The organism is Streptomyces sp. NPDC104106, from assembly GCF_055584345.1.
This window is the reverse complement of sequence record NZ_JBVJMF010000006.1, coordinates 468434-480392: the sequence shown is the minus strand read 5'-3', so window position 1 is coordinate 480392 and position 11959 is coordinate 468434. Positions and strand designations below refer to the sequence as shown.

Here is an 11959-nt window from a genome sequence, read left to right as displayed (position 1 = left end):
CGCAGCCAGGCGCCGCTGGTGCCGTTCTTCTCGACGGTGACGGGTGAGTGGGTGCGTGAGGCGGGTGTGCTCGACGGCGGTTACTGGTACCGCAACCTGCGTCAACGGGTACGTTTCGGGCTCGCTGTTGAGGCGCTGATCGCCGAGGGGCACTCGGTGTTCGTCGAGTCCAGTGCCCACCCCGTCCTCGTCCAGCCGGTCAGCGAGATTGCGGACGGTGCCGACGTGCTGGTGAGCGGCACCCTGCGCCGCGACGACGGCGGCCCGCGGCGGCTGCTGGCCTCCCTGGCCGGACTATTCGTCAAGGGGGTTCCGGTGGACTGGACGGGCGTGCTGCCGGTCACCGCCCGCCCCGTCGAGCTGCCCACTTACGCGTTCGACCACCAGCACTACTGGCTCCCGGCCCCGGCCGTCGCGGGTGACCCCGCCTCACTGGGGCTGGCCGGCGCCGGACACCCGCTCATCGGCGCGGTGGTGGAGGTGCCCGACACAGGGGGCGTGCTGTGCACCTCCCGGCTGTCGCTGCGCACCCACCCGTGGCTCGCCGACCACGCTGTCGGCGACACCGTGCTGCTGCCCGGCACCGGACTGGTGGAACTCGCCGTCCGCGCGGGCGACGAGGCCGGGTGCGCCACCCTGGACGAACTCGTCATCGAAGCCCCGCTGATCCTGCCCGCGCAGGGCGGCGTGCGCGTCCAGGTCAGCGTCGGCGGCCCCGACGACCAAGGCGCCCGCACCGTCACCATCCACTCCGCGCGCGAAGGTGCGGCCGGCGCCGAGGGCTGGACCCGGCACGCCGGTGGCGTCCTCGTCCCGGCCCCCCGCACCCGCGCCGTCGCCCACCCCGACCTCACCACATGGCCGCCGCCAGGCGCCGAACGCGTCGAGGTGACCCCGGACGACTTCTACGCACGCCTGCGCGACCACGACTACCGCTACGGCCCCGTCTTCCGCGGTCTGCGCGCGGTGTGGCGGCGCGGCGACGAACTCTTCGCCGAGGTGTCCCTGCCCGAGCAACAGCGCGCCGACGCCACGGAGTTCGGCATCCATCCGGCCCTGCTCGACGCCGCCCTGCACACGAAGGCGTTCCTGAGCGGCGGCGAGCACCGCACGATGCTCCCCTTCGCCTGGAACGGGCTCACCCTGCACGCCGCCAAAGCCGCGTCCCTGCGGATCCGGGTCGCCGGGCCCGCTCCGGACGCGCTGTCCCTGGAAGCCGCCGACGAGACCGGCCGCCCGGTGCTCAGCGCGGACTCACTGGTGTTCCGCCCGGTCACCTCGGAGCAACTGCGCACCACGGGCGGCGCAGACATGCTCTTCGGCGTCGACTGGGCACCGCTGCCCAGGCCCGAGCGCCCGGTGACGCCGTCCTGGCTCAGGCTGTCCACCGCGGAAGAGGTGGCGACCCTCGCCGAGGACGACCCGGACGGCGGCGGGCTTCCCCGCGCCGTCGTCCTGGAGGCCGTGACGGACGGCCCGGACGACACCCCGCTGGCCGTGACCGAGCGCACCCTGGAGGTCGTCCAGACCTGGCTCGCCGGTGGAGGCCTGGACGACACCCGGCTGGTCGTGGTCACCCGGGGCGCGGTGCCCGCGGGCGGCGACGAGACGGTCAGCGATCCGGGCGGCGCGGCCGTCTGGGGGCTGGTCCGTGCCGCGCAGGCCGAGAACCCGGACCAGATCGTCCTGCTCGACACAGACATAGACATAGACATACATATCGACAGGGATGCGGACGTCGATGCGGATACGGACGTGGACCGCGAAGGCCTCGGGTCGTTGTTGGGCGCTGTCCTCGCCACCGGTGAACCGCAACTGGCGGTGCGCGGCGCGGCGCTGTACGTGCCACGCCTCGCTCGTGTGCTCCCTGCCGCTGGCTCCGGGGCACCGGTGCTGGACCCGCAGGGCACGGTCCTGATCACCGGCGGTACGGGTTCGCTGGCCGGGCTGCTGGCCCGGCATCTGGTGTCCCGGCACGGCGTCCGGCACCTGGCGCTGGTCAGTCGCAGCGGTCCGGAGGCCGACGGGGCGCGGGAGTTGGTGGCGGAGCTGGAGGGGCTGGGTGCGGAGTCGGTGGCCGTGCCCGCCTGTGATGTGACCGACCGGGACGCTGTTGCGGCCCTGCTGACCGGGCTCACCGGGGACGGCCCACGCCTCACCGCCGTCATCCACGCGGCCGGCCTCTACGACGCGGGGGTGGTCGGCGAGATCGAACCCGAGCGGCTGGCCCGGGTGTTCGCGCCGAAGGTCACCGCCGTGGAGCACCTGGACGCGCTGACACGTCAACTCGCCCCCGACCTGGACGCGTTCATCACGTACTCGTCCGTCTCCGGCGTCTTCCTGGGTGCGGGAACCGGGAGTTACGGTGCCGCGAACGCCTGCATGGACGCCCTGGTGGCGCGTCGTCGGGCGGCCGGGTTCCCGGCGCAGTCGCTGGCCTGGGGACTGTGGGAGCAGACCACCGGCATGGCGGCCGGCACCGACGACCTCACCCGCGGCCGGCTCAGCCGCCGCGGTGGCGTCCTCGCCCTCGGGCCCGAGGAGGGCATGCGGCTGTTCGACGCGGCACTGGACAGCGACCGGACCCTGCTGGTGCCGGCCAAGGTGGACCTGCGGAGTCTGCGGGCCGACGCGGCCGCCGGGACGACCGTGCCGCCGTTGCTGCGCGGCCTCGTCCGCGCGGGCCGGCGGTCGGCGCGGGCAGCCGCCACGGGGGACGAGCGGCGCCGGCTCGCCGAACGCCTGGCCGGGCTGTCGGCGGGGGAGCGGGCGGAGGCCCTGCTGGAGCTGGTGCGCACCCAGGTCGCCGTCGTCCTCGGCTATGCCGCCGACCACCGAGTAGACGCCGATCAGGGCCTGTTCGAGATCGGCTTCGACTCGCTGACCGCCCTCGAACTGCGCAACCGGCTCGGTGAGCTGACCGGCACCAAGCTCGGCGCGGGCCTCGTCTTCGACCACCCGACCGCCGCGCTGATCGTCGCCCATCTGACCGAGCGCATGTACGGCGAGGACGCGACCGGGCCCGTGGCCCTGTCCGTCTGAGGCGTCCACCCACCGCACCGCCCCGAAGGGAGCAGATGACCGCATGTTCGACGTGGACGCCTACCTCCGCCGCCTCGGCTGGACCGGACAGACCCCGCAACCCGACCTCCACACCCTGCGCACGCTGCACAAGCAGCACCTGATGACCGTGCCGTACAACGTCGCGGGACAAGGCTTCGCCGACGGTGTCCACCTCGTGGACGTGGACGAGGACGCCACGTTCCGCACCGGGGTCATGGAAGGCCTCGGCGGCACCTGCTTCCAGCTCAACCGGCTCTTCTTCCGGCTCCTGACCGACCTGGGCTACGACGTGTCCCTGCTGGCCGCGAGCACCGCCGAGGGCCGGGAGAACTTCGGCACCGAGATCGAGCACATGTTCATCCGGGCCGTCGTCGACGGCGAGCAGTGGCTTGTCGACGTCGGCTACCCCGGGCCGTCGTACATCGAACCGCTGCGCGTCGGGGACGAGGTGCAGACCCAGTACGGCTGCCAGTACCGGCTCGTCCGCAAGGACGGCGAGGGCAAAAGCGGCGACGGTCCGATCGCGCTCCAGCGGCGGGGGCGCGTCACCCGGTGGAGCACCGTCTACACGTTCCGGCTGCGGGCCCGCCAGTGGCACGACTGGAAGGAGCTGGAGGACCGCGCCCGCGCCCACCACGCCACCGCCTCCGCGGACGACGGCCAGGGCATCCTGTGCGGCCGGACCTTCGACGACGGCCAGGCCGTGCTCAAGGGCCGCCGGTACCTGGTCGTCCGGGACGGCCGCGAACGCGTCCGCACCGTCGTGGAGGACGCCGAACACCGCAGGCTCGTCACCGCCCTTCTCGCCGGCGACCTCGACGCCGCCGACCTCGCGTGACCGGGCGGCGCACCGACCGGACCCACGTCACCAGCACACCACCGGAAAACAACCGGAAACGACCGGAAGGACAATCCATGGGCAACAACGCGGCCGACGTCATCGTCATCGGCGGAGGACCGGCCGGCGCGGTGAGCGCCTACGTGCTGGCCCGGCGGGGGCACTCCGTGGTGCTCCTGGAGCGCGAGGAGGACCCGCGCTTCCACATCGGCGAGTCCCTGCTGCCGTACATGATGGGCCTGTTCGACCGGATCGGAATCCGGGAGGAGGTGGAGAGCCGGGGCTACGTCCCGAAGTTCGGCGGTGAGTTCATCGACCCGACCGAGACGAAGTTCTTCTCCGGAGTGTTCCGCGCGGACTTCGGCAAGCAGGGCGAGGGCCGGTACGACCGGGCGTTCCAGGTCGAACGCGCCAAGTTCGACCGGATGCTCGTGGAGCAGGCCCGCAAGGCCGGCGCCCAGGTGCACCTCGGCGCCACCGCCGGCGAGCTGCTGATGGAGGGCGACCGCATGGTCGGCGTCCGCTACACCAAGGGCGGCGAGGAGCACGAGGTCCGCTCCCGGTACGTCATCGACGCCAGCGGGCGCGCCGGCCGCATCGCCCACACGTTCGGACTGCGCAAGACGCTGGAAAAGCTCCGCATGGTCGCCGTGTTCCGGCACTACGAGGGCCTGGACGAGAAGCACAACCCCGGGGTCGAGGGCGACATCCAGGTCGGCGCGCACGCCGACGGCTGGGTGTGGGCCATCCCGCTGTCCAAGGACGTCATCAGCGTCGGCACCGTCATGCCCCGCGACGTCTTCCGCGCCTCCACCCCCGAGCAGGTCTTCGAGGAGCACAAGGACCGGGTGCCGCGGATCACCGCCCGGCTGACCGGCACCCGTCCGATCATGGACCTGAAGGTCGAGACCGACTACTGCTACCACACCGACACCGTCACCGGCCCCGGCTGGGTCATGGTCGGCGACGCCGGCTGCTTCGGCGACCCCATGTTCTCCGGCGGCGTCCTCGTCGCCTCGGCCACCGCGGTCCGCGCCGCCGAGACCCTCAGCGAGGCCCTGGACGAACCCGAGGACGCCGACCGGCTGATCGGCGAGTACGCCAACTTCTTCAAGACCGGCTACGACACCTACATCCGGCTCATCCACGCCTTCTACGACGGCGAACTCGTCGCGGTCGCCGCCGACGCCGGCCGTACCACCGACCGCGAGGCGCTGGAGCGCTACATGATCCGGCTGATCGGCGGCGACTTCTGGAGCGAGCACAACGCGGTCGCCCAGGAGATGCGCCGGCGTCCCGAGTGGGACACCTTCGCGCCGTTCCAGCGGGTCTACGGCTGCCCGTCCTACCCCCACCTGGACGAGCAGGACCGCAAGGAGCGCGCCGAGTCCCGCATCCGCCGGGTGACCGCCGGCCAGTAGCCCCCGGGGCGACAGGCCCCGCGGAGCCCCGTCCGCCACGGAAGCCCGGCCGCGGTGTGCCGTCGCCGGCCGGGCCCCGGGCGAGTCGCCGAGACCGCGCACGACCGAAGAAGGTGAAGCGGAAGTGACAACACACGTCCCGGTGCGCTGCGGCGACCGGTCCCATGAGGTGCTCATCGGCGCCGGCGTGCGCACCGCCCTGCCCGGGATCCTCGACAGGCTCGGCGCCCGGCGCGTCGCGGTGGTCTCGGCCCGCCCCGTCGCATGGGTGCCCGACACCGGTGCGGAGACGCTGCTGCTGCCCGCCCGGGACGGTGAGCCGGCCAAGAACCTCGCCACGGTGGAGGCCCTGTGCGCCGCGTTCGTGCGGTTCGGGCTGACCCGCTCCGACGCCGTCGTCTCCGTCGGCGGCGGCACCACCACCGACGTCGTCGGTCTCGCCGCCGCCCTCTACCACCGCGGGGTGCCCGTCGTCCACCTGCCGACCACCCTGCTCGCCCAGGTCGACGCCAGCGTCGGCGGCAAGACCGCCGTCAACCTGCCCGAGGGCAAGAACCTGGTGGGCGCCTACTGGCAGCCCGCCGCCGTCCTGTGCGACACCGACTACCTGACCACCCTGCCGCCCCGCGAACTGCGCAACGGCCTCGGGGAGATCGCCCGCTGCCACTTCATCGGCGCCCCCGGCCTGCACGGGCTGCCGCTCGCGCAGCAGATCGCGGCCGGCGTGACCCTCAAGGCGGGCATCGTCTCCGCCGACGAACGCGACAAGGGCCCGCGGCACCTGCTCAACTACGGCCACACCCTGGGCCACGCCCTGGAGGCGGCCACCGGCTTCGCCCTGCGGCACGGCGAGGGCGTCGCGATCGGCACCGTCTTCGCGGGCCTGCTCGCCGGCGCACTCGGCCGGATCCCGTCCGGCCGGGTGCGCGAACACCGGGAGGTGGTCGCCTCCTACGGCCTGCCCACCGCGCTGCCCGACGCCGCCGACCCCGGCACCCTGATCGAGCTGATGCGCCGGGACAAGAAGGCCCGCTCGGGCCTCACCTTCGTCCTCGACGGACCCGCCGGCGCGGAACTCGTCGCCGACGTGCCCGAGCGGGCCGTCGCCGAAGCCCTGACCGGGATGGAGCGCGCTCCCCTCGACCGGCTCGTCGCCGGTGCCCCGGCCGCGGGGACGGAGGCGGCGGTGACATGACGTACTCACCTCGGTGGCCGCCCGACACCCCTGGGCGGATCCGGCGGCGGCCGGTCGAGCGCCTCCTCGCCGACCGGCTCGCGGCGGCCCTGGCCAGGCCCGCCGCCCAGCAGCCCGGCTGGCCGGACCCGGACCGGGCCCGGTCCGTGCTCCGCCGGCTGACCGCCGGCGAGCCCCTCGTCACGCCCGCCGAGACCCGGCGGCTGCTCGACCGGCTCGCCGCCGTGGCCCGCGGTGAAGCCCTCCTGCTGCAGTCCGGTGACTGCGCGGAGACCTTCGCCGACAGCACCGAGCCCCACCTGCGGGCCAACCTCGGGCTGCTGCGGCGGATGGCGCTGGTCCTCACCCACGCCGCCGGACTGCCCGTGGTCACGGTGGCCCGCGCCGCCGGACAGTACGCCAAACCCCGCTCCGCCGCCCTCGACGCCGACGGGCTGCCCGTGTACCGGGGCGACATCATCAACTCCGGCGAGCGGGACCGCGCCGCCCGCGTCCCCGACCCGGACCGCATGGCGCGGGCCCGCCGGCACGCCCGGGAGGCGACGGCCGCCGTCCGCCGGCTCGCCCGCACCGACCTCGCCGACGCCCACGCCCTGCACGCGGAGAACCAGCGCTTCGTCAGCACCGCGCCCGGCGGCCGCCCGCACGCGGCACGCGCCGCTGAGATCGGCCGCGGGCTGCGCTTCATGACCGGCGTCGGCGCCCCCGCCCCGCGCCTCGGCGAGATCTGGACCAGCCACGAGGCGCTGCTGCTGGACTACGAGAGCACCCTGCTGTGGGCCGACACCGAGGGCCCCGAACCCCGGCTGTCCAGCGGACTCGCCCACTTCCTGTGGATCGGGGAACGCACCCGGCACCCCGACGGCGCGCACCTCGCCTTCGCGGAACTGCTCGCCAACCCCGTCGGCGTGAAGATCGGCCCCGGCACGACCCCCGAGCAGGCCGTGGAGTACGTACGGCGCCTGGACCCGCACGGCGTCCCCGGCCGGCTCACCCTGATCAGCCGGATGGGCCACGACCGGGTGCGCGAGGTGCTCCCGCCGATAGTGGAGAAGGTCACCGCCTCCGGCCGCCAGGTGATCTGGCAGTGCGACCCCATGCACGGCAACTCCCGTACCACCGCGACCGGTCACAAGACGCGGCACTTCGACCACATCCTCGACGAGATCACCGGCTTCCTCCAGGTGCACCGGGCGCTCGGCACGCACCCCGGGGGACTGCACCTGGAGGCCACCGGCGAGGACGTCACGGAGTGCACAGGCGGGGCCCGCGGCCTGACCGAGACGGACCTGCCCGCCCGCTACCGCACCGCCTGCGATCCCCGGCTCAACGCCGAACAGTCCATGGAACTCGCCTTCGCCGTCGCGGAGTTGTTCGCGGCCGGGGCGACGCACAGCACGGAGGCACGACGATGACCGACACCGCACAGCCGCCCGGCCCCCCGCAGCAGGCGCTCGTCAGCGGAACCACCCGGCTGTACGCCGTCCTCGGCGACCCCGTCGGACAGGTCCAGTCGCCCGGACTGCTCAACCCGCTCTTCGCCCGCCTCGGCATCGACGCCGTACTCGTCCCCGTGCACGTCCGCCCCGCCGACCTGGAGACGGTCGTCCGGGGACTCAAGCGCGTCGGCAACCTCGACGGCCTGTTCGTCACCGTCCCGCACAAGACCGCCGCCGCACAGCTGGCCGACCGGCGCGGCCCCACCGTCGAGATCACCGGCAGCGCCAACGCGCTGCGCCGCGAACCCGACGGCGCCTGGCTCGCCGAGAACTTCGACGGCTCCGGTTTCGTGTCGGGCCTGACCCGGGCCGGCCACCAGCCGAAGGGCGCCCGTGTGGCACTCGTCGGCGCGGGGGGAGCCGGCAGCGCCATCGCGGCGGCCCTGCTCGACGCGGGAGTGGAGCGGCTGACCATCACCGACCCCGACACCCCGCGGCTGACCACCCTCGTCGACCGGCTGGCCGCCCACTGGCCCGGCCGCGTCCGGTCCGCCGCCACCCCGCCGTTGGCCGACAGCGACATCGCCGTCAACGCCACCCCGCTCGGCCTGCGCCCCGACGACCCGCTGCCCTTCCCGCCCCAGGTGCTGCCGGCGGGCGCCGTCGTCGCCGACATCATCATGAAACCCCGCGACACCCCGCTGCTGCGCGAGGCCGCCGCCCGGGGACTCGCCGTGCACCACGGACGCCACATGCTCACCGGACAGACCGACTCCTACAAGGCGTTCTTCGGACTGCGCACGCCCTAGTTCCCGGGCAGGCGACGTTCGCCCCGCCGCGATGCCCGGCACGCACCCCGGCCGCTCGCCCGCCGGGCACCAGCCGCCCCCCACCGGTCGACTACCAGACCGAGGGATGGGAGTCCCGGCACGCCGCGTCCTAGCCTGAGGACGGCCAGCACCGCGCGAACCGTCCGGACCGGCTCCGTCGCCCCTCGCCTCGCCCGGTCACCCGCAACCGCCCGTTCCCGACGGACATTTGGAGAACCATGAACGCGCGACCGGCACCGGAATTCCCGAAGTGGCCCCAGTACGACGACGACGAGCGGACCGGACTGATCCGGGCGCTGGAGCAGGGTCAGTGGTGGCGCATGGGCGGGGAGGAAGTCGACTTCTTCGAGCGCGAGTTCGCCGACTTCCACGGCGCCCCACACGCCCTGGCCGTCACCAACGGCACCCACGCCCTCGAACTCGCCCTCCAGGTCATGGGCGTCGGCCCGGGCACCGAGGTCATCGTGCCGGCGTTCACCTTCATCTCCTCCTCCCAGGCCGCCCAGCGCATCGGCGCGGTCGCCGTCCCCGTCGACGTCGACCCGGACACGTACAACATCGACCCCGCCGCGACGGCCGCCGCCATCACCCCGCGCACCCGGGCGATCATGCCCGTGCACATGGCCGGTCTGATGGCCGACATGGACGCCCTCGGCAAGCTCTCCGCCGACAGCGGCGTACCGATCCTGCAGGACGCCGCCCATGCCCAGGGCGCCCGCTGGCAGGGCAGGCGGGTCGGCGAACTCGGTACCGTCGCCGCGTTCTCCTTCCAGAACGGCAAGCTGATGACCGCCGGCGAGGGCGGCGCCGTCCTGTTCCCCGACAGCGACCTGTACGAGTCGGCGTTCCTGCGGCACAGCTGCGGCCGGCCGCGCACCGACCGCCACTACCTGCACCGGATCGCCGGCACCAACATGCGGCTCAACGAGTTCTCCGCCGCCGTCCTGCGCGCCCAGCTGCGCCGCCTGCCCGCCCAGACCGCACTGCGCGACACACGATGGGCGCTGCTGTCCCGGCTCCTCGGCGCCGTCGACGGCGTCGTGCCCCAGGGCGGCGACGTCCGCGCCGACCAGAACACGCACTACATGGCGATGTTCCGGATCCCCGGCATCGCGGAGGAGGACCGCAACGCCCTCGTCGACCGGCTGGTCGACGCCGGGCTGCCCGCGTTCGCCGCGTTCCGCGCCGTCTACCGCACCGACGCCTTCTGGGAGATCGGCGCCCCCGACGAGACCGCGGAGCGGATCGCCGAGCGCTGCCCGAACACCGAGGCCATCAGCAACGACTGCGTCTGGCTGCACCACCGGGTGCTCCTCGCCGGCGACCGGGACCTTCAGGCCACGGCCGAGATCATCGCGGACGCAGTGGCCGCCGTATGAGCGTACGGGCCGCCGTGGTGGGGCTCGGCTGGGCGGGGCGGGAACTGTGGCTGCCGCGGCTGCGGTCCCACCCGGACTTCGACCTGGTCGCCGTCGTCGATCCCGACCCCGCCGCACGCGCGGCCGCCGGCGCGGCGACGGATGCTCCCGCACACGCCGGACCGGACGCCCTCGACGCCCGGTCCGTCGACCTCGCCGTCGTCGCCGTACCCAACCACCTGCACACCGAGGTCGCCGCCGGCCTGCTCGGCCGGGGCGTGTCCGTCTTCCTGGAGAAGCCGGTCTGCCTGTCCAGCGCCGAGTCCGACACCCTGGCCGCGGCCGAGCGGGACGGCGGCATGCTGCTGGCCGGCAGCGCCGCCCGGCACCGCGCCGACGTACGCCAACTCGCCGCGCTGCTAACGCAGTTGGGGCGGATCAGGCATGTGGACCTGGCATGGGTGCGGGCCCGCGGTGTGCCGCGTGCGGGCGGCTGGTTCACCCGGCGCAGCGAGGCCGGCGGCGGTGCGCTGGTCGACCTCGGCTGGCACCTCGTGGACACGCTGACCCACCTGCTCGGCCCGTCCCCGGTCCGCCAGGCCGTCGGCGCCACCTCGGACGACTTCCTCAACGCCGGCGAGTGGTCCGCGGCCTGGCGCCGCGAGCGGCCCGCCGCCGCCCCCGGCGGGGACGTCGAGGACACCGCCCGCGGGTTCCTGCTCCGCGAGGACGGCATCTCCGTGTCCTTGCACGCCAGTTGGGCCTCGCACGAGGCCCGGGACCTCTCCCTGATCCGGATCGAGGGCAGCACCGGCACCGCCGAACTCCGCTGCACCTTCGGCTTCAGCCCCAACCGGCAGCCCGAGCCCGTGCTGGCCCTCACCCGCGAGGGCACCACCCGCCGGCTGCCGGTGCCCGCCGAAGGCGTCGGCGCGGAGTACGGGCGGCAGCTGGACGGGGTGCCGGGCCTCCTCGCCGACCCGGCGAACCGGGGCCGTGCCATCGCCGATGCCCAGGCCACCGTACGGCTCGTGGAACGCCTCTACGCCTCCGCCCGGGCCGGTCGCGACGGGCCGCGGCACACCGCGTACCAGCAGACCACCAGCAGATGAGGACCCCATGACAGTCCACTCGACCGACCGGCCCGTCATCCCGGACGGCCTGCTGACGACACCCCGGCGGGCGGTCGTCTTCGACCTGGACGGCGTGATCGTCGACAGCTTCGCGGTCATGCGGGAGGCCTTCGCTCTCGCCTACGCCGAGGTCGTCGGCGACGGTCCCGCCCCCTTCGAGGAGTACGTGCGCCACCAGGGGCGCTACTTCCCCGACATCATGCGAATCATGGGACTGCCGCTGGAGATGGAGGAGCCCTTCGTCCGCGAGAGCTACCGGCTCGCCCACCGGGTGGAGGTCTTCGACGGCGTCCCCGCACTCCTGCTGACCCTGCGGATGCGCGGCCTGCGGCTGGCGGTGGCCACCGGCAAGGCCGGGGACCGCGCCCGCTCACTGCTCGACGGGCTCGGCCTGCTGCCGTTCTTCGCACACGTCATCGGCTCCGACGAGGTGCCCCGGCCCAAGCCCGCCCCCGACATCGTGCGGCGCGCGCTGGAACTGCTCGACGTGCCGCCCGAGCAGGCCATCATGGTCGGCGACGCACCCACCGACCTGGCCAGCGCGCGGGGCGCCGGCGTCGCCTCCGCCGCCGCCCTGTGGGTCGGCCCCGACGAGGAGGAACTCCTCGCGGCCGGGCCCGACGCGGTCCTGCGCCGCCCCGGCGACCTGCTCGCGCTGTGTCCGGCCGTACCGGGCGACTGA

At 74.0% G+C, this 11959-nt stretch carries 9 protein-coding genes; all 9 read left to right on the top strand.

Annotation, left to right across the window (positions count from 1 at the left end):
- Nucleotides 1-3042, top strand: a 3042-nt coding sequence (locus tag ACZ60X_RS17875; protein WP_469599213.1) for a type I polyketide synthase, incomplete at its 5' end; no start/stop codon positions are given.
- A 43-nt stretch (nt 3043-3085) separates the two neighbouring features.
- Nucleotides 3086-3901 carry an arylamine N-acetyltransferase family protein gene (locus ACZ60X_RS17870; protein ID WP_469599211.1) on the top strand — a complete coding sequence of 272 codons (816 nt, stop codon included), beginning with the start codon at nt 3086-3088 and terminating at the stop codon, nt 3899-3901.
- A 77-nt stretch (nt 3902-3978) separates the two neighbouring features.
- Entirely contained in the window at nt 3979-5322 is a 1344-nt protein-coding gene (locus ACZ60X_RS17865) for an NAD(P)/FAD-dependent oxidoreductase (protein WP_469599209.1), read from the top strand.
- A gap of 124 nt (nt 5323-5446) precedes the next feature.
- Entirely contained in the window at nt 5447-6517 is a 1071-nt protein-coding gene (locus ACZ60X_RS17860) for a 3-dehydroquinate synthase family protein (RefSeq protein WP_469599206.1), read from the top strand.
- Nucleotides 6514-7932, top strand: a complete 1419-nt coding sequence (locus ACZ60X_RS17855; RefSeq protein ID WP_469599204.1) for a 3-deoxy-7-phosphoheptulonate synthase — start codon at nt 6514-6516, stop codon at nt 7930-7932. Before ACZ60X_RS17860 ends, ACZ60X_RS17855 begins: the two co-directional genes overlap by 4 nt.
- On the top strand, nt 7929-8765 hold the full coding sequence (locus tag ACZ60X_RS17850; RefSeq protein ID WP_469599202.1) for a shikimate dehydrogenase family protein: 837 nt from the start codon (nt 7929-7931) through the stop codon (nt 8763-8765). The genes ACZ60X_RS17855 and ACZ60X_RS17850 overlap by 4 nt, the downstream gene beginning before the upstream one ends.
- 239 nt (nt 8766-9004) lie before the next feature.
- Nucleotides 9005-10165 (top strand): 3-amino-5-hydroxybenzoate synthase, encoded by a 1161-nt coding sequence (gene rifK, locus ACZ60X_RS17845; RefSeq protein WP_469599200.1) that lies wholly within the window; start codon nt 9005-9007, stop codon nt 10163-10165.
- Nucleotides 10162-11256 (top strand): Gfo/Idh/MocA family protein, encoded by a 1095-nt coding sequence (locus ACZ60X_RS17840; protein WP_469599198.1) that lies wholly within the window; start codon nt 10162-10164, stop codon nt 11254-11256. Before rifK ends, ACZ60X_RS17840 begins: the two co-directional genes overlap by 4 nt.
- A 7-nt stretch (nt 11257-11263) precedes the next feature.
- On the top strand, nt 11264-11959 hold the full coding sequence (locus ACZ60X_RS17835) for an HAD-IA family hydrolase (RefSeq protein ID WP_469599196.1): 696 nt from the start codon (nt 11264-11266) through the stop codon (nt 11957-11959).